This window comes from Streptomyces laculatispora (genome assembly GCF_017353455.1).
GTDB classification, from domain to species: Bacteria; Actinomycetota; Actinomycetes; order Streptomycetales; family Streptomycetaceae; genus Streptomyces; species Streptomyces laculatispora.
The window spans coordinates 1-18,528 of the sequence record NZ_JAFMPZ010000129.1 but is presented as its reverse complement, the minus strand read 5'-3'; the positions used below and the strand labels follow the sequence as shown (position 1 = coordinate 18,528).

The 18,528-nt window shown below is 68.4% G+C and carries 11 protein-coding genes and 2 pseudogenes; 4 read left to right on the top strand and 9 right to left on the bottom strand.

Translation table 11 applies throughout. The annotated features are described in order from the left end of the window. From J1C73_RS07765 to J1C73_RS07750, 4 genes and pseudogenes are all read right to left on the bottom strand, one after another. Positions 1-348, bottom strand: a pseudogene (locus J1C73_RS07765) (hypothetical protein); the annotation flags it as partial. Positions 349-510: 162 nt separating this feature from the next. Then, complete coding sequence (locus J1C73_RS07760; RefSeq protein ID WP_207315690.1) at positions 511-990, bottom strand: GtrA domain-containing protein; 480 nt, start codon at positions 988-990, stop codon at positions 511-513. Positions 991-1,110: 120 nt separating this feature from the next. After that, positions 1,111-3,243 (bottom strand): annotated as a pseudogene (locus J1C73_RS07755) (UvrD-helicase domain-containing protein); the annotation flags it as partial. A 50-nt stretch (positions 3,244-3,293) separates the two neighbouring features. Continuing rightward, positions 3,294-4,886 (bottom strand): serine/threonine-protein kinase, encoded by a 1,593-nt coding sequence (locus J1C73_RS07750; RefSeq protein WP_207315688.1) that lies wholly within the window; start codon positions 4,884-4,886, stop codon positions 3,294-3,296. A gap of 265 nt (positions 4,887-5,151) precedes the next feature. Between J1C73_RS07750 and J1C73_RS07745 the strand changes: the two genes are divergently transcribed. Beyond that, the gene (locus tag J1C73_RS07745; RefSeq protein WP_207315693.1) at positions 5,152-6,471 is read left to right on the top strand and encodes a hypothetical protein; all 1,320 of its coding nucleotides are present in this window, start codon (positions 5,152-5,154) and stop codon (positions 6,469-6,471) included. 18 nt (positions 6,472-6,489) lie between these two features. Here the strand turns inward: J1C73_RS07745 and J1C73_RS07740 are convergent, their stop codons facing one another. Next, positions 6,490-6,960, bottom strand: coding sequence for an ATP-binding protein (locus J1C73_RS07740; RefSeq protein WP_207315687.1), 471 nt, complete (start codon positions 6,958-6,960; stop codon positions 6,490-6,492). Positions 6,961-7,080: 120 nt separating this feature from the next. Here J1C73_RS07740 and J1C73_RS07735 point away from each other — a divergent pair, with 120 nt between their 5' ends. Then, entirely contained in the window at positions 7,081-7,953 is an 873-nt protein-coding gene (locus J1C73_RS07735) for a helix-turn-helix domain-containing protein (RefSeq protein ID WP_242643861.1), read from the top strand. A 32-nt stretch (positions 7,954-7,985) separates the two neighbouring features. Next, on the top strand, positions 7,986-8,207 hold the full coding sequence (locus J1C73_RS07730) for a DUF397 domain-containing protein (protein ID WP_372446662.1): 222 nt from the start codon (positions 7,986-7,988) through the stop codon (positions 8,205-8,207). A gap of 75 nt (positions 8,208-8,282) precedes the next feature. On the opposite strand, the gene J1C73_RS07725 is transcribed toward J1C73_RS07730, so the two are convergent. The 4 genes from J1C73_RS07725 to J1C73_RS07710 all read right to left on the bottom strand — a co-directional run bounded on the left by J1C73_RS07725 (position 8,283) and on the right by J1C73_RS07710 (position 17,047). Beyond that, positions 8,283-11,465, bottom strand: a complete 3,183-nt coding sequence (locus tag J1C73_RS07725) for a type I restriction endonuclease subunit R (RefSeq protein WP_207315685.1) — start codon at positions 11,463-11,465, stop codon at positions 8,283-8,285. Further along, positions 11,462-12,742: a restriction endonuclease subunit S gene (locus J1C73_RS07720; RefSeq protein WP_207315684.1), complete on the bottom strand. Its 1,281-nt coding sequence runs from the start codon at positions 12,740-12,742 to the stop codon at positions 11,462-11,464. Before J1C73_RS07720 ends, J1C73_RS07725 begins: the two co-directional genes overlap by 4 nt. Then, positions 12,739-14,853, bottom strand: coding sequence for a type I restriction-modification system subunit M (locus J1C73_RS07715; RefSeq protein ID WP_207315683.1), 2,115 nt, complete (start codon positions 14,851-14,853; stop codon positions 12,739-12,741). The genes J1C73_RS07720 and J1C73_RS07715 overlap by 4 nt, the downstream gene beginning before the upstream one ends. 79 nt (positions 14,854-14,932) lie before the next feature. Further along, a complete protein-coding gene (locus tag J1C73_RS07710; protein WP_242643858.1) occupies positions 14,933-17,047 on the bottom strand; it encodes an N-6 DNA methylase in 2,115 nt (704 codons plus the stop codon). Between the two features lie 218 nt (positions 17,048-17,265). Between J1C73_RS07710 and J1C73_RS07705 the strand changes: the two genes are divergently transcribed. Further along, positions 17,266-18,492, top strand: a complete 1,227-nt coding sequence (locus J1C73_RS07705; protein ID WP_207315682.1) for a DNA sulfur modification protein DndB — start codon at positions 17,266-17,268, stop codon at positions 18,490-18,492. Positions 18,493-18,528: the final 36 nt, after the last annotated feature.

Sequence of the window (18,528 nt, the reverse complement as noted above, 5' to 3'; positions counted from 1 at the left end):
CCGGTGTCCGGTGTCCGGTGTAGCCAGCCTCTTAGTGTATCCGACACCATGCGAAAGAATCGTCAACTTCCCTCGCAGAAGCTCCAGTTGGCCTCCGAAGCTGGCGGAGACGGCCAGGTCGACCGGCGTTTCGACGGCCTGTTCCCACGGCAGCACCGGCACTCCGGTGCCGGCCAGGAGTTCGGCCGTGCCGGCCGAGAACGCGGAGGACTCCGGGCAGGTGGCGAGGAGCTGAATCCGCAGATCGCCGTCGAAGAGCGGCAGTACGTCGAGGAGTCGCGTGGCGGAGGTCACGTTGTGCACGACGACCAGCACCCGCAGACACTTCCCACGTGTGGCCCATCGCACGGCACCGTCCCCGACCGGCACCCGCACCCATCCGGCCCGCTCCTGTGCCACCTGCGCCCCGCCCACTCGACTCACCGGCCGCGCGACTGCCCGGCCGACCAGCCACGATATCCAATCGGTGCCGACGGCAGGCGCGACCGAGAACGAGGTCCGCCTTCCGCGTCAGGCGGCCATGGCCACGGAAGTCCTGCCGAGCACCCCGGCACGGGTCCGGCCGGCCTTCCGCTCCCCGAAGACCACCACCCGCAGCAGCGCGAACCGGCCGACCCCGGCGAGCGCCGACGCCGACAGGTACACACTCTGCTCGACCAGCGCCGACGGCTCGGCCCGGAACGCGTACAGGCAGAGCAGCGCCCCGGTCGTGAAGGCGTAACTCACGGCGACGGTCAGCCCGGACTGAAGGTGGACGCCCCATCCCCGGCGCCCGCTCCGGAACGAGATCCGGCTGTGCAGCTCGGTCGCTATCACCGTGGACACGACCGTCACCAGAGCGTTCGCCACGGCCAACGGCATCCGGTCGTGGAGCAGGACCAGCACCCCGCTGGAGGCGACCCCGACCCCACCGCCGCAGACCACGAAGCGCACGAAGGCCGCGACAAGCGCGTGAGGCGTGCGCGTCGGCTGAGGGGTTGGGGCGGTCACGAGATGCCTCCGGAGGCTGTGTGGGGCGGTACGAAGATCTCACCCCAGAACCTACGGACCCGGCGTCCTCCCCACGACCGGGTTTCTCCCCGACTTTCCTGGGGGTTGTCCCCCAGGGGCCACACCGGCCTCGACCAGGAACGGGCTCGGCACCCCCGTCCAGGACACGTACAGGCCGTCCCGGGCCCGGGTGCAGGCGACGAAGAGCAGGCAGCGCTCAGCCATCAGATCCGCTTCGCGCTGGAGCCGGTCCACATCGGCCGGTGTCACGGCCCCCGGGTAGGGCAGCGCCTTGTCGTGCACGCCGATGACGGCCACGCAACGGAACTCGAGGCCCTTGAAGGAGTGCATGGTTCCGATACGCACGGCGGGGGCGTCATCGGAGGACCGGGATCGCAGCCGTGCGGCGGGGATCCCTTCGGCTGTCAGCCGGTCGACCGCCTTGTCGCAGTTCCTGTTGAAGCGGGCGCTGACGCCGATCTCGGCAGGGCTGACGCCGGCGTCGGTCCAGGCGCGGATCTGTGTGACGAGCGCGTCCAGCTCCGCCTCTTCCGAAGCGGCCCCGTGCAGGGCCGGACCGCTGCCGTGAAGTGCGGAGCGGTATCCCAGCAGGGTCTCGTTGCGGTCGTCGTCCTCCAACTGTGCGAAGGGCCGGCCGACGAGCAGAGCGGTGGACCAGCTGAGGATCTCGTGCGTGCTGCGGTAGTTCTTCCGCATCTTCGTCGAGCGGCCCGTGACCTTGATGCCGAGCGCCTTCAGCGAGACCTTCGAGTCGTAGATCCGCTGGTGCGGGTCGCCTGCGATGAACAGGTCGTCGGGGCGCACGGGAGCGGTGGCACGCAGCAGCCGCCACTGGGTGGGGTGGAGATCCTGGGCCTCGTCCACGACGATGTGCCGGTACAGGGGCTGTTGCGCTTCGAGGAGGTCGGCTGCTTCCGCGCACGTTCCCAGGTAGGTGCGGAGTCCGTCGGCGGCGAGCCGGTCGGTGAAGAGCTGGACCGTACGCCACACCGCAGGCCGTTGGGCAACGGGGAGCCGACTGCCCCTCCCGGCCCGGTCGGCGGCTTCGTACTCCTCCTGACTACGCAGGTTCTGGGCAAGGACGACATGCCTGTACTCCTGGGCGAGGAACTGTGGCGTCCCGGCGAAGCCGGTGGAGCGCGCCGCCTGTTCCCAGCGGCCCTCCTCCTCGCCGGCCCGCAGCGGGCGGCGCGACGTGGCGACGACCCGGCTGGCCAGCGCGTCGACGGTGGTGATGTCCACCCGGTCGCGCAGGTGGGCGTCCTCGACGAGGGCGGCGAGACCGCTGCGCAGCGCGTCGACGAGAGCGTTGGTGTATGTGGTGAGCAGAATCCGCTCGCCGTCGCGCAGGAACCCCAGGAGATGCCGTACGCGGTGCAGCGCGACAACGGTCTTGCCGGTGCCCGGCCCGCCGGTCACCTGCGCCGGCCCTGAGTAGCTGGCCCGGTAGGCGACCTTGTGCTGGGAAGGGTGGAGGAATACCCGCCAGGCGGCGAAGGGCTTGTCGAGGATGTCGCGGAGCTCTTCGGACGCGGTGATGAGGGCGATGCGGGTTCCGGTGCGGTGGATGGCGGTGGCGAAGTCGTCGGTGTCCACCGGCGTGGTGTCAGCGGGCGCCGTGGAGAGACTGACGGACACCACGTCCCGCCACACCTCCTCCACGGTGAAGCCCGCGGCGAGATATTCGAGGACCTCACGCTGGTCCTGCGGAAAGTACGGCGCGAAGACCTCGAGCTGTTCGAGGTTGGTGAGGGCACGGGCCTGCCGCAGGGTGGTCTCGTCGATCCCGAGCGCTGTCAGATCTCCGTCGGACACCTTCGCGAAGAGCCGCTGATCGGGCGCGGGCGCGATGCGTTCGTAGGCGGGGGTGAGCTCGTCGAGCATCGCGATGTCGCGGATCTCGACGGCCCGGGTCACGGTGTTGATGCTGGCCTTCTGCTTGATGGCCCAGTCGATCGCCTTGTCGTGCGGCATCACACGCAGCAGTACGTAGGTGTCGCCGCTGTCGGGCGCGAGGACGACACCCCGTGTCCCCTGGTCGATCCGGATGGTCCGGACGTGCGGATCACGGGCGCGCTTCAGGCTCTCCAGCTTCAGCCCCGGATCCTTGAACAACTGGTCCAGGGTGAGGCGTTCGAACTTCTCCCACGCGTCGAACACCCCCTGCTTGACGCTGCCCTGGAGCTTGCCGAGCTGGGCGCAGAAACCGACGTCGAACGCGAGGTGGGGCATGAAGCGGACTCTCCGGGAGGCGGACGGAACAAGAATGGGCGGTGACGGGGTCAGGTGGCCGGACTGTCGAGATCAAGGCTGATCAGTGCCAGTGCTTCGCCGACCTCTTGGGTCATCTCGTCTCCGGGCCCGAAGACCAGACACAGATCGTCGTGCAACGGCCGGAGTATCCGGTGGGCCTCGACCACCTGCCCCTGGGCGAGCAGCAGCATGCCGATGTCGCGGCGCAGCTCGACAGCCTCCTCGCTGAGATCGCTGTCGACGTTCCGTACGACGTCGAGGAGGCCACGCAGCGCGGCGAGCGCGTCGGTGACCTGGCCGAGTTCAGCGCGGCATCGCGCGGCCTGGGCGCGGCAGGCGCGCGCCGGCTCGCCGGTCGGACCGTCGGTGCGCGCGTACGCGTCGGCCAGAGCGTCGAACTCGGGGAGCGCCGCCCGGTAGTCCCCGCCGAGCAGTTGGATCGCGGCGCGGCGGGTCCGCAGCTCCAGGACCTTCCGGCTCTCCGAGCCGAGCGCACGGGCGGCGGGTTCGATGATCTCCCCGAGCACCTCCGCGGCCTGGGCGAACCGCTCTTCCTCCAGGAGAGCATCGGAGTGCGCGTACGCCTCGTCGATCTCCGCACGCAACTGCGCGGGTACGGGAACAGGCGCGGCCTGTCCGGCAGCCGGATCGGCGGCCACGGCAGTGGCCCGGCCCGCACCCGCGCGGGCGTGGGGCGCGTACGGATTACGGAATACCCCGGTCGGGTCCGGCGCCCCCGCCGGTCCGGCCTCGCCGGGGCCGGACGTTTGGCCGGGCGGCGGCAGGAAGGGCCGCAGCCGCTCGTACACATCCTGCACATCGACAGGCCGCGCCTCGGGCGCCTTGAGCAGCAGATGCAGGACGAGATCCTCCAGCTCCTGCGGAACCTCGGGCCGCAGTAGGCGCAGCGGGGTGGGAGCGGCATTCACGTGCTGGTGCATCACCATGTACTCGCTGTCAGCCGTGAACAGCAGCCGCCCGCTGAGCAGTTCGTGCAGCACGCAGCCGAGCGCGTACAGGTCGGTCTGCGGAGTCGTCCGCGCGGCGCGCACCTGCTCGGGCGCCATGTACTGGTAGGTGCCGATGGGGGTACCGGTCGCGGTCAGCTTCGTGACATCGGTCCGCAGGATCGCCGCGATCCCGAAGTCGAGGACCTTCACCGTCCCGTCGCGGGCGACCAGGATGTTGCTCGGCTTGAGGTCGCGGTGGATGACCGGCACCTCGTGCGCGTACGACAGCACGGTGGCGACCTGCGCCGCCACGGCCACCGCCCAACTGACGGGAAGCAGCCGGTCCGGGTGGACGTACGCGGACAGGGACACCCCGTCCACCAGCTCCATGACCAGGAACAGCCGCTCGTACGTGTCGTCGAGCACCGCGTCGTACACCTGGGGCACACCGGGGTGCTGGATGCGCGCGGTGATGCGGGCCTCGCGGCGGAAGCGCTTGGCGAACTCCGCCGCCATCTGCTGCGAGCCGCCGACGGCCTGCTGCCGGATCAGCTTCACGGCGACGGGCCGGTCGAGCACGGCGTCGTAGCCGCGCCACACGTCGCCCATTCCGCCGTTGGCGAGCGGTTCCAGAAGCTCGTACCGGCCTGCGATCGGCTGCTGCTGCGGCACGTTGCCCCCGTGTGTGCGTGTGCTGGCCGGTGGGTGCGGCTGCACCGGCTTTCGACAGAGTGGAGGGCAAGTGTCCCTGGTGGGGCGATCTTCAGTCCAGCGGTGGCGGGGCGGGGACGGCCGGGACGCCGCTTTCCGGTCAGCCGGGGTGGCCGCCAGATCGGCGGTTCACCGGGAGGCGACTCCCGTAGTTGAATCTGCAAGGTTCATGCCGTTCCTGTCGAACGTCAGCCGTAGTCTGTTGCTGGGTAACGAGGGGGAGACGATGATCGACTACCGCAAGGCAAATGTGCCGGTGTGGACGCTGGCGACCGGTGACGTCCGGGTGCCCGCAGTGGCCGGGGACGAGCCGATAACAGCTGAGCGCCTGGCTGAACTGCGCAGCGTGCTGGCCGGCCTGGCGGACAAGCCGATTGCCACACTTGAGGCACATCCGCTGCCCGGCCGGCTCGACCGCAGCCGAGGCATCCCGCTCGATTCCGTGAGCCCGTTGGTACAGCACCTGTCGCAGCTCATCACGCAGTCAGCGCGGAGTTCCTCTGCTGCGGCCAGGGCGACCGCTGCCGGCGAAGGCCTGTTCCGCATGGTGGTTCCGGCGAAGGTTGCGGCCCAGTTCGGTCAGGGTGTCGTCCGGCCGATGGTGGCCAAGGGGGTGATGTGCGGCTTCCGCGGCCCCTTGGTGAATGCGGAAACGGGCCGCGTCGTCGCCGGCGCGACCTTCGTGCCGGTCGGCCAAGCGACAGCAGCGGGCGCAGTCGGCGGAGCCGGTGCCACAGCAGGCGTCGCGGCCACCGGCAGCGTGGCGCTCACCGTGGCCGCGCCGCTCGTGCTCATGGCCGTAGCGGTGGGGATGAGCGCGTATGCCGACCAGAAGCGCCAACAGGCTATCGAGCACATCACGGAACTGCTGGAGCAGTTGCACGAGCAGAAGCTCGACGACGAGCACAGCGAACTCGACGGCTGCCGCGATGCCATCGACAAAGCCACAGCCATTCTGCTCGACCAGGGCAAGCTCGGTGCCTCGCTCGGGCTGGACTCGGCAGTCCACGCCATCAACACGGCGCTGGGCGCCGCTGACCGCCGCCTGGCCAGGTGGCAGAGCGCACTCGACAAGTTGCCCGAGGGACAGGCCGTCGAGATCAGCACGCTGACCAAGTCATTTCCCGGCGTCGACGACCATGGCGGCAGGTTCCGCACCCACCTCGAAATCGCTGCCCTGGCCATTGCGCTGAAGCAGCGGGTCATCGTCCTGCAGGCCGTCGAGCATGCACAGAGCGACCCTGACAACCTGTTCGTGAACTTCGCGCGCGCACTCAAGGCCGACCACCAGCGTCTCAACACACTGGAGACGAGCATCGCCGGTGTCCTGGAACGCCTGTCGGAGCTGGAGCTGGCACGCCCCAGCGGCTTGCGGCCCGTTTTCACGACCGGTGAAGTCGAGCGCCTGATGCGCTCGGCGAACCTGATTCACAAGCTGGGCGACGGTGGCATGGTCAACGGCCGCGCGACGGACATGGCGATTGAGATCGCCCGCGACAAGGACGGCTCGGTGGTCGTGTTCCCGGCGGTGCCCGTGTCGGTGTAGGGGGCGCGGTTCTGACGCCTACCGCGGGTCCAGAACGGCCCACACCGTCTTGCCCGGCCCGTCCGGGCACGGGTACCAGCCCCAGCGGTCCGCGAGCGCGGCCACGAGGAGCAGGCCGCGGCCGCCCTCGCCGTCTCCGTCCGGGGCGTCCGACGGTTGAGTGAGTGCCGGGATGCGTTCGCCGCGGGTGTCGGTGACCTCGATGCGCAGGGCAGCGCCCTCGGCGGACAGGCACAGGCGGAAGTCGCGGCCGGGGACGAGCCCGTGGCGTACGGCGTTGGCGCACAGCTCGGCGACGATCAGCGTCAGCGAGTCGTGCGTGTCGCTGCCGTACGGGATACCCCAGGCGTCGAACCGCTCACCGGCCAGGCGCCGGGCGAGACGGGCGCCGCGGGGCGTGGAGCTGAAGCGCATCGAGAAGTGGTGCCAGGGGAAGCGGGGTTGGGTGGTGGGAAGCGGGCGCAGGGGGAGTGGTGGATTGCTGGTCATGGCTCCACGGTGTCGCCTGGTGGCGTAGCGTGACCAGAGGTGACGCGCCGTCGCGGACTGCTTGTACGCGGAGGCGGTCTGCGTGTACGTACGTCGGTGCGTGGGACAGGCGGTGTGGCGATGACGGTGGTACGGGGCGACGCGGACGCGGAGCCGGGCTCGGGTATGGAGAGCGGGGAACGGCCGGAGGGCGAGCCGGGATCCGGGGTGATGATGGCGTTCGGGCGTCAGCTGAAGCTGTTACGCCTCCGAGCGGGGCTGGACCGGGCGGAGTTCGGCAAGCTGGTGGGCTACGCGGCCCCGTCCATCGCGTCGTTCGAGCAGGGGCGGCGGATTCCGCAGCCCGCGTTCATCGACAAGGCGGACGCGGTGTTGGATGCCGGGGGCTTGTTGCTGGCGTTGAAGGAGGAGCTTGCGCGGGCGCAGTATCCGCCGTTCTTCCGGGATATGGCGCGGTTGGAGGCGAAGGCCGTGGCGCTGTCCGTGTACGGCGTTTATGCGATCCCAGGTCTGTTGCAGACAGCTGAGTACGCGCGTGCTGTCTTCCAGATGCGGCGCCCCTTGCTCGACGATGACGCGATCGAGCTTGGTCTATCGGGCCGGTTGGCGCGCCAAGAGATCTATGACCGGCGCCCAGCCCCGCTGCTGAGCTTCGTCATTGAGGAGGAAGTGCTGCGGCGTCCCATCGGTGGTCGGGCGGTCCTGTTCGGGCAGCTGGAACAGCTACTGATGATTGGCCAGAAGCGTAACGTTGAGGTTCAAGTGATGCCGACTGACAGGGAGGACCACGGGGCGCTGGGCGGGCCGTTTACCCTCATTGACACGGCGGAGGGACAGCGCATTGCCTACGCCGAAGCGCAAGGTGACAGTCGTCTATATACGGGCCACGCAAAGGTCCGCCAGCTCGAAGCCCGCTATGGCATCATCCGATCGCAGGCGCTCACTCCGCGTGAGTCTTCGGACTTTGTGCAGAAGCTATTGGGAGAGAAATGACCGTTCGACGCCATGAACCGACTGCGCCAGAGTTGAAGTGGTTCAAGAGCAGCTACAGCACCGGCGATGGCGGCGAATGTGTCGAGGTCGCCTGGCGCAAGAGCAGCTACAGCACCGGCAACGGCGGTGAATGCGTGGAGTTCGCCGCCGCAGCCACCCACGTACACATCCGCGACTCGAAGCAGCTCAGCGGCCCCATACTGACCGTCGGTCCAGGCACATGGGCCGGGTTCGTCGGCCTCGTCGCCGGCTGACGCGCACAACGCCAAGAGGGCCCCGCCGTGCGCCGCATAGGCGCAATGGCGGGCCCCTTCCGTGCTGCGGCGGGACTACTCGTCCACGTTCTCCTCGCGGCGGATCATCCGCCACGCCGCCCGGCGCGCGCTGCGGTCGAGGCTGGACTTGAACGCCTTGTCGGGCCCGAAGTACTGCCGCCCCATACCGGCGATCGTATCGATGTGGTCGGCCATCTTGTCGGCGAAGACGCGGTCGAAGACCTTGCCGAAGTTCTCCACGTCGTCGTTGGCGACGGCAGCCAGCCGTACCTTCTGGTCGGCCTTGGCCTCGTTGAAGGGCTGGATGACATCCTGCTCGGTGAAGTCGGTGCCGAACTTGGCGTTGAACTTCTCGATCAGCTCCGACAACAGCGACTTCTCGGCCTCCGCCGCACCACCCGCACCCTCGCCGAACCCCTTGAGTTCTGCGGGGCCTTCGGCGGTGAGCGACTTGTCGTGCTCGCCGGTCTTCTCCACCCGAAGATGGCTGAGGTCGATCTCGCCTATGTCGACGCCACCGTCGGCGCGGCGGGGGAGTCGGTTGAGGAGGTAGCGGCCGTAGAGGTGCAGCCGCTCCAACTCGGCGTCGCGATAGGGCACGATCTGCGCGAGGAATCCGTACTTGCGCACGTAGTCGTTCAGATCGGCTCGGAAGTCCTCGGCGGTCTCCACTTCGTCGTCCTCCTCGCTCTCAAGGAGCGGCGTGAACCGGGCGACGGCGGGGGACAGCAACCGGTACAACTCGGCGTGCAGCTTCTCCCACTTGGCCTGCGAGCCGGCCGCCTTCTCCTTCGCGGCGAAGTACGCTGCGGCGAACTCGTCCATCTCCGGCTCGGAGAGGATCGGTGCCGACATGACGCGGCTCTGCGCGGTGTAGAGCAGGTTCGGGTCCGAGGGGAGGGTTGTCGCCTCTTCGAAGTACGGGCGGAAGGCGTCCTGGATGTCCTGGGCGTCGTTGGCGAAGTCCAGGACCGCGAGGTCGGCCTGCGACTTGCGGTCAGCGGTGCGGTTGAGGCGGGAGAGAGTCTGCACGGCGGAGATGCCGGTCAGCTTCTTGTTGACGTACATGGTCGTCAGGAGCGGCTGGTCGAAGCCGGTCTGGTACTTCTCCGCGACCACCAGGATCTTGTACTCCTGCTGCCCGCGCCCACCGGCCGCCACGGCCTTGTCGTCGGCGCGGGTGTACGCGAACGCCTTCGGGAGCGCGCTCTCGGCGATCCCGCCGTTCTCCTTCGACTCGGTCGTCTCTTCGCCGTCGATGGTCAGCGAGCCGGAGAACGCGACCAGGACCCCCAGGTCCGGGTACTTGGTGTCGTACTGCCGCTCCTTGATGTAGCGCTTGATCGCCCGTGCCGTCTCTGCGGCGGACTGTCGCGAGGCCGTCACCACCATGGACTTGGCGCGCCCGCCGAGCCGGCCACGGGAGTGCGCGAGGAAGTGCTCGACGATCACGGTGGCGTGCTGCGAGACGGTGTGTTCGTGGGTCAGCGCGTACCGGGCGAGCAGAGTGTTGGCCTTGGAGGGGTCGACCTCGGTCTCGTCCGCGTTGTGGTTCACCAGCTTCCAGTACGTGTTGTACGTGACGTAGTTGCGCAGGGGGTCGAGGATGAAGCCTTCCTCGATGGCCTGACGCATGGAGTACGTGTGGAAGGGGCGGTAGACGGCCTTGCCGTCCACGGTGTGTTCCGTGCCGAAGAGTTCGAGGGTCTTGGCCTTCGGGGTTGCGGTGAAGGCGAAATAGGAGAGGTTCGCGGCCTGCGAGCGCTCGGTGGCCTTCTTCCTCAGCTTCTCGTCGACGGTGACGGCGGTCGCGCCCTGATCCGCCGAGTCGGAGTCCAACCCGAGGTCCCGGAGCACGGCCCGCACGTCCGTGGCGGCGCCACCGGACTGCGAGGAGTGCGCCTCGTCCACGATGATCGCGAAGTTGGTGCCCTTGATCTCGGTCGGGTTGCGCAGGATGTAGTCGATGAGCGCCGGGAACGAGTGCAGGGTGACGGTGACGATCTTGCCGGTGTCGCGTGACAGTGCGCGGGCCAGCTGCTCGCTCTTTGCCCCGTGCTTCTCGTCGATCTTCACGACCAGGCCCTCGGTCTGCGAGAAGCTGCCTACGGTCTCCCGGAGTTGGGCGTCCAGGTTGCGGCGGTCGGTGATGACGATGACCTTGTCGAAGACGGGCGCTCCCGGCTTGACGCGGCCCTTCTCGATCGCCTCAGGGTCGAGGACGCGGGGATCGGTGTCCGCGTGCAGATCGCTGAGGCGGTGCGCGAGCCAACCGATGGTGTTGGACTTGCCGGAGCCGGCGGAGGCCATGACGAGATAGTTCTGCCCGACGCCGTGGATTGCCGCGTGCGCGGTGAGCCGCTTCACGACGTCCCACTGGTGGAAGCGCGGGAAGATCGTCGACTTGGTGGTGCCACCGCCGGGCGTCTTCGTCTTCTGCTGGTGCACGTAGCGCTGGAGCAGGTCGAGCCAGTTGTCGCGCGCCCAGACCTGCTCCCACAGGTATGAGGTGGCGTACGTGCCGTACGCCGTCGGGGCCGGGTTTCCGGCACCGCCCGGCAGGCCGGCGCCGTTGGAGCCGGTGTTGAAGGGGAGGAAGCGGGTGTTCTGGCCCCGGAGCTGAGTTGCCACGAAGACGAGGTCCGGGTCCACGGCGAAGTTCGCGATGACGCGGCGAGTGAAGATCAGCTCGGTCGGGTCACGGTCGCTGCGGTACTGCTCCTTGGCCTCTTCGACGCCCTGGCGAGTGAGCGGGTTCTTCAACTCGGCGGTGGCGACGGGGATTCCGTTGAGGAACAGGGCCAGGTCAAGTCGGTTGCCCCAGTCGGCTTGCTTGGTGGCGTAGGCGAGTTCGCGCACGACGGTGAGGCGGTTGGCGCGGTAGCCGTTGAGGACGGAATCGTCGGCGACGAGGTTTGGCTTGAAGTAGGCGACGCGGAGGCGGACGCCTCGGTCCTTGACACCGTTGCGGAGGACGTTGAGGAGGCCGTCCTCGGTGATGGCCTTGTCGAGGCGCCGGGCGAAGCCGTGCTGGGCGTCTTTGACGTTGTTGCCGTAGACGGCGAGCAGTTCGTTCCACTCGTTGATCTGGGTCTTGCCGAGGAAGGTGAACAACTCGTTGGTGTCCAGCCCGAGATCGGACTGGTAGTCCTCGGGCCGCGCCTCGCGCCAGCCGCGCTCGGTCATCGCGGCAACTATGGCGTCCCCGAAGGCAGACTCGCTGTGGATGGGGCTCACGGGTGGACTCCGTCCGTCACGTTGCGGCCGCTGGCGGTGGATACGTCGAATTGGCCGGTTACGGCTGCGGTGATGAGGGCCTGGCGACGTTCTGCGAGTAGGTCACTTTGGTGCTCAAGCTTCTTGCCCATGTGATCGAGAGCGGTTAGTTCCCGCTTCAGGTTGACGACTCTGTGGCGCTGTTCGGGCAAGTCAGGGACTGGAATCTGGAAGGAGAGGGTCTGGGCGGCGCTGATTACCTCCTGTGCTGCACCGTACTGCGCGATCCGCACCTGACCGCGTCCCGCAGGGGAATTGATGAAGGCGGAGAGGAACTCGGGGAGTACCTGCTGGCCCCTGCGGAGAATTAGAACCGACGCACAGTTGGCCCCATCGTATTCATCCGTCACGACGGCTGACCGGCCGGGGGCGCCAGCACGCACTACCAGTACATCTCCGGCGTGAAGTTTCGAGCGGCCCAGCTCTTCGTTACTCGCTTCGGAGATGAACTTCATTCCTTGAGGGTTAATCCATCCCGATCGAACGTTGAATCCGTGGATGAACGGAAGACCCGCGTCGCTGAAGTAGGTCGAGGGGTTGATAACAACGCCAACGTTTACGGCTGGCAGCACACGACGTAGTTGTACGACCGGCCACTGGCGGGAGACGTTTCCTGCCAGGGGATGGATGTACGCGTCCGGTCCGTGCGACGAGACGCAGGAAGCGAGGCACGCCACGCGCCGCTCCTGCAATAGCCGGGCCTGCTCGCCGCGCTTGGTGGCGAGGGCGTCGACGCGGGCGGTCTCCGCGTCGAGAAAGTCGGCGATGCGGCGCTGCTCCTCCAGTGGTGGCAGGGAGATGGGGAGGTTGCGTAGAAAGCTATCGGGAACTCTCTGCTGCCCGGCAACTCCATACATTTCTGCCGCGCCAAGCTTAAGGAATCTGTGGGTATTCACGACATGCAAGAGGAATCCGGGGTCAATTTGCGGCCCCGGCCGCACGATGTGGAGTTCGGTCGTGCCAGTGCCCACACCTCCGAGCAAACCGCTGATCAGTACTGCACGGCCTGCCTCGAAAGTGGGCGTAATCTTCGGTACTAGAACGTCGCCATCTTGAAAGCGTGTGTAGCCCGTGGCAACTGCTGCCTTAGTGCGGCGGCGGGAGATATCGAGACGGGTGTTGGGCCACACTGATTCCATTGGGATGAATGTCAACTCGTCGTCATTGGAGAGACGATCGAACGCCGGAGTCAGCGGGTTAACTTGTGCCAAGTGACGCAACCGCACAGTGGTGTTCACTGCGTCACCTCGCTCAGCAGTGCCTGGATCTCCGCCTCAAGCGCCTTCAACTCCGCGTCGATCTCCGCCAATGGCCTCGGTGGTTCGTACACGTAGAAATGCCGCGTGAACGGAATCTCGTATCCCACCTTCGTCTTCGCGCGGTCGATCCACGCGTCCGGCACATGCGGGTGCACCTCCCGCTTCAGGTACTCCTCCACGTTCTCGCCCAGCGGCACGTTCTCGTAGTCCCGCAACTCACTGTCCGGCTCCGCTGAACCCTTGACGGTCTGGACTTCCCCCTCCGGGTCCCGCACCCCCACCGCATCCCGCAACGCCTTAGTGAACGGCGCCCCGGTCGGCCCCGGAACGCCGGCCTTCGCCATCGCATCCCGCACCGCCACCTGCGCCTCGGACTTGGTCGCCCACTCCGAGCCCAGCAGCGGGCTCAACGCATCCCCGAGCACCTGCGCCTCGGCCTCCGCCAGCTTCCGGAACTGGGCCTCCTCGTCCTCCGTCAGCTTCCGCCGGGCCTTCGCTTTCGCCGCCAGCTCCGGCTCGCGCGGCAGGAAGCGCTCCTCCGCCCACTTCTGCACCGGCTTCGACGCGAGCAGCGCCGCCAGCGTCTCGTCAGTCAGCTCGAACCGCAGCTTCAACGGCCGCTCCACCGTGATGCGCTGGTAGCCGAACGCCGTGTTGTCGAAGACCTTCACCTTGCCGTGCAGCGGGTGTTCCGCGTCGGCCGCAGCCGCCACCGCGTCCCCGTACAAGCGGGTGATGTCGGCGATGTGGTTCGGCTTGCTCCCCGTCCCGTCGCCCAGCTCCTTGCGCTTGTCGCCAAGCGACTTTCGCATCTTCACCCACTGGTCGCGCGCGTCCAGCAACACGACCTTTCCCTTGTGCTCGGCGTCCTTGCGGTTCGTCAGAATCCAGAAGTACGTGGAGATCCCGGTGTTGTAGAAGAGCTGGTCCGGCAGCGCGACGATCGCCTCCAGCCAGTCGTTCTCCAGGATCCAGCGACGGATCTCCGACTCACCCGAGCCGGCCCCGCCGGAGAAGAGCGGCGAACCGTTGAAGACGATGGCGATGCGCGAGCCGCCGCCGCCCTTCGCATCCACCGGCTTCATCTTCGAGATCATGTGCTGGAGGAAGAGCAGCGAGCCGTCGTTGATGCGGGGGAGGCCCGCGCCGAAGCGGCCGGAGTCGCCGAGGTTCTTGTACTCGTACTCGACGTCCTCCTTGACCTTCTTCCACTCCACGCCGAACGGCGGGTTGGCCAGCAGGTAGTCGAACTTCTCCCGTGCGTGGCCGTCGTCCGAGAAGGAGTTGCCGAAGGCGATGTTCTCCGGGTCCTGCTCCTTGATCATCAGGTCGGACCGGCAGATCGCCCAGGATTCGGGGTTGAGCTCCTGCCCGTACACCTCCACCGTGGCATCCGGGTTCAGCGCCTTGATGTGCTCCTCGGCTGCGCTGAGCATGCCGCCCGTTCCGCAGGCCGGGTCCATGACCGTGCGCACGACACCCGGCAGGCTGAGCGCGTCGCCGTCCGGGGCGATGAGCAGGTTGACCATCAGCTTGATGACCTCGCGCGGGGTGAAGTGCTCACCCGCGGTCTCGTTCGACTGCTCGGCGAAGCGGCGGATCAGTTCCTCGAAGATGTAGCCCATGTTGTGGTTGGGCACGACCTCGGGGCGCAGGTCCAGGTCCGTGAACTTGCCGATGACCTGGTACAGCAGGTTCGCACTGTCGAGCCGCTTGATCTGCTGGGCGAACTCGTACTTGTCCAGGACCTCGCGGGCGTTCTCCGAGAAGGAACCGACGTACGCCTGAAGGTTCGCGGCCGCGTTCTGCGGGTCGGCGGCGATCATCTTCAGGGTCAGCGGGCTCTTGTTGTAGAACGAGTGGCCCGAAGCACGGCGCAGGAAGTGGTCCGTGTCGATGTCCTGGCCCTCGAAGCGGGCGGCCGTCTCGGCGACCTTGTCCCGCGTCGGCTCCAGTACGCACTCCAGGCGGCGCAGCACGGTGAACGGCAGGATGACCTTGCCGTAGTCCGACTGCTTGTAATCGCCGCGCAGGAGGTCGGCGACGGACCAGGCGTGGTTCGCCAGTTCCGTGTGCTTGCTGCTGTTCAACGCGTTCCCTTCGATGGACCCGGCCCGGTCGGGACGGTTGCGCTTCAGTGTGGTGGATATGTGAAGACGGCGTTGCCGTTCAGGCCAACGGGCTCTCCGGCGGCGGGAGCAGTGCCCCAGCCGTCAGGCCGGTGAGCAGAGCCTGGGCCGTCTCCTCGGCGAGCTCTGCCGTCCGGCGGGCGGCGATGCGTAGTTCGTGTGTGTGGCGGAACGCTGCCCCGTACCGGCGTTGCTCCTCCAGCGGGAGCAGCGGTACGCGCAGCCTGCCCGGCGAGACATGAAGGATGGTGCTGCCCGTGGAGGCGCCGGCGATGTTGCCCTCGGCGCCGAGGAACCCGGCCAGGAACCAGGCGTCGAGCCGTGCGGGGTCCGGTCGTAGCAGGTGGATGTGGTGGCCGAGCAGGGCCTCGGCGTCCGCCTCGGTCGCGACGCGGGCCATGATGCCGTTGCCGCCGGCCACGCCGCGTACCAGCACATCGCCCACCGCGACCGTGTGTGCCGCATCCGTGCGCAGGTCCCCCGGCGTGCCCGAGGGGCCCGTGCCGTTGCTGATGTCGGACGCTGTCAGCACCGGGCGTTCCCCGCTCTCCACAGCAGAGGCCTCACCCCGGCTTCCCGGAACGGCCGCCCGCAGCAAGGAGAGCGCGCCTCCCCGGGCGAGGTCGGAGACCGTCGCCGTACGCCAGGCCCGCGAGGACTCGGAGACCGCCTCCCACGGGCCGAAGCCCGCCGCGCTCTCCAGGGTGGCGAGAGAGGAGACGAGCAGCGCGCGCCGTTCCTCCGCGTGCCCCGCCACCTCCGCCGGGTCGATGTCCCCGGGTGCGGCACGCACCTGCCTGGCCGGCGTGAGGTCGACGAGGTCGTCGACCAGGTCGATCGTCGGGACCGCGCGTGCCGCGCCTGGGGTGTCGGTGAAGGACTCCGCAGCCTCCCTGTACGCGGACCAATGGGCCAGGACCTCGTCCGACAGCACGTCCCAGTCCACCCCACCGCGACGGGTCCGGGTGCTGGCGGTGCCGTCGCGCTGGTCTCCGCTCACGTCCACGAACAGCACCGACGCACCGCCCGTGGCCCCCGGCTCCGGGCGCTGAAGGAGCCACAGGTGCAGGCCGATGTGCAGCGGCGCGGAAGCACCGACGGGCAGGCCGACAACGGCGCGCAGCGCGCCGCTGCGTACGAGTTCGACGCGGATGCGGCGGCCCGAGGCGCGGGTGGCGGTGGCCGGCGGGAGCAGCAGCACGGCGTACCCGCCGGGTTCCAGGTGCGCGAGGGCGTGCTGCGTCCAGGCCAGCTCCGACTCGATCCGCGGCGGCACACCGTAGGCCCACCGCTGGTCGTACGCGAGTTCCTCGTGTCCCCAGTCGCGGTCGCCGTACGGCGGGTTGCAGAGCACGCCGCCCACCCTCAGTTCCGGGAAGGCGTCGGCGCGCAGCGTGTCGCCCGCGCGCACGGTGACCTGGGCATCGGGGGCTGACAGCAGCAGGCGTACCGCACTGCGCTGAGCCTGCACGGGCAGGGAGTCCTGGCCGTACAACTCCGTCGCGCCCCGGCGGGCCGCCGCCGCGAGCAGGCTGCCGCTGCCGCACGCCGGATCGAGGATGCGGGTCGTGCCATCCGGTAGGAGGCGTGCCATCAGGTCCGCGAGGCCCAGGGGCGTCTGGTACGTACCGCTGGAGGCCGTGTCGTCCAGTTCGCGTTCGGCGAGGACATTGAGCGCGCTCTGCGCACCCTCGCTGCGGACGCACCGCGTCAGGGCCCGGAGCGCCGCCACGTCGTCCGGACGGAAGTGGACCGCCTCGGCCCCCGGGACCGAGCCGGCCAGCTCGGCCGCAGCCTTGTCGGCCCGGGCGAGGACCTCGGAGTCGGGCAGGGTGTCAAGGGCGGTGAGTTCGTCCGCGCTGCGGCGTGAAGCCGCCAGGACGAGAGGGAACAGGCGGGCTGCCGCGCCGGAACCCGAGCCGTGGAGCCGCAGCACGGTGCGCAGCTCCTCCGAGGGGGTGGCGGCGGACGACTGGCCGCGTGCCTCCAGCCAACCCCGTACCGCTTCCAGGTCGTAGAGCGGACTGCTGTCGGTGCCGCCCGCGGGGGCCGGGAAGTCGTCGTGCCGACGGCGCCAGTTGCTGACGGTGGCACGCGTGACACCCGCGATCCGGGAGATCTCGGCGGCGGTCACCTGAGCTGGTGGCTGGGGCATGGGGTTCCTGGCCTCTCGGGAGTGAACAGTAAACACAATACAGCGCTCGTCAAATCTTTCAAGAGGTTTGACAATGCTTTCACGGTAATGCTTATCTGGTGGAGCTTCCGGTTGGTAGCGCACTCCTCACGGCGCGAGTCGTCGGCGTGCCTGTTGCCCCTGCCTGCGACGCGGCGCCGAAGCGTGCGCCGCTCCTCTGATCCCGAGGGAGACACCCCATGCAGATCACCCTGCCGACCACGGTCGTCGAAGGAATCCAGCTCACCGTTATGCCGTTCCGGGCAGACGCCGTGATCGGGACCATGTCCGTGGCGACCCTCGTCCAGCTCGTGCCCTCGCCCCGCCGGGAGGAGGACACGAAGACGCTCAAGGCCGCATCCGGCGCGGTGCGGCGCCACGCCGAGCTGCGCTCCCTGGTGCAGCGGGCGCTGAAGTCCACGCAGAAGGGGAAGAACGTCGGCTCGTACGCCGAGTACATCGCCGACGGTGTGAAGGGTGAACTGGGCGCCGGCTGGTCCACGCCGCCGATCACCTTCTGGCACGCCGGCCCACTCGCCGCCCTGAGTGACGAGCTGCTGCCCGGCACCGGGCTGCGGGCCCTGACCATCACGCCCGGCACCTGCGTCGTCGCCATCGACGGCGAGACGCAGACCACGGCGTGGCACGAGCTCTACGACGACCCCGAGCGGTTCGGGCTGACCTACGCCGAACTCGCCACCATCCGCGTTCCGTTCGAGCTGTACGTGGATCTGTCGGTCGCCGACGCGCGGCAGATCTTCTACGACCGCAACGTGCAGGGAGTGGTCGTCGCCAAGAACCTGGCCATGTCCATGGACCAGCGGGACTTCGCGACCCGGCTCGCGCACCGCCTGGCCGATTCCGTGAAGGTCGAGATCGACGACAAGGTCGTCCCGTTCGCGAAGCTCGTCAACGCCAGCAAGCGGCAGGTCGGCAAGACCGACCCGGAGGTCATCACGCTCTCCGCGCTGCGCGCCCTCGTCATCACCGCGATCTACGGGCGCGCGGGCCTGACGCGGTCGGCGGAGACTGTCCACGAGGACGAGCTTCCCGCAGGGACGAACGCCGAGCAGGTGGAGGGAAGCGTCGTCCCCCTGCTGGCCCGGCTGATCACCGACCACTTCCCGCACTTCGCCTCGCGCAGCGCCATCACCGCCCCGGCGGTGCTCGCCGGTCTCGGGATCGCCGTGCACCAGACCACCCCATGGGCCGACCCGATGAACGCACTCGGCGTCGAGGACCTGCACCGGCTCCTCGCCGACATCCGGTGGGACCGCGAGCCCCGCTACTGGGACGGCGTCGCGGCCAAGGCGAGCGCCACCGGACGCCTCAACTTCAGCGGCGGCGTCAAGGACTCCGGCGGCCGCGTCGCCGACGCGATCCTCTACCCCGCGACCGAAACGGGACGCCGGATCCGCGGCCATTAGCAGCGGCTCGCCCACCCCGGACCGGCACGGCTACCC

Coding starts and splice junctions, on each gene's coding strand:
- J1C73_RS07745 (WP_207315693.1), top strand. CDS start 5,152: ATGATCGACTACCGCAAGGCAAATGTGCCGGTGTGGACGCTGGCGACC.
- J1C73_RS07740 (WP_207315687.1), bottom strand. CDS start 6,960: ATGACCAGCAATCCACCACTCCCCCTGCGCCCGCTTCCCACCACCCAA.
- J1C73_RS07735 (WP_242643861.1), top strand. CDS start 7,081: ATGACGGTGGTACGGGGCGACGCGGACGCGGAGCCGGGCTCGGGTATG.
- J1C73_RS07710 (WP_242643858.1), bottom strand. CDS start 17,047: ATGCCCCAGCCACCAGCTCAGGTGACCGCCGCCGAGATCTCCCGGATC.
- J1C73_RS07705 (WP_207315682.1), top strand. CDS start 17,266: ATGCAGATCACCCTGCCGACCACGGTCGTCGAAGGAATCCAGCTCACC.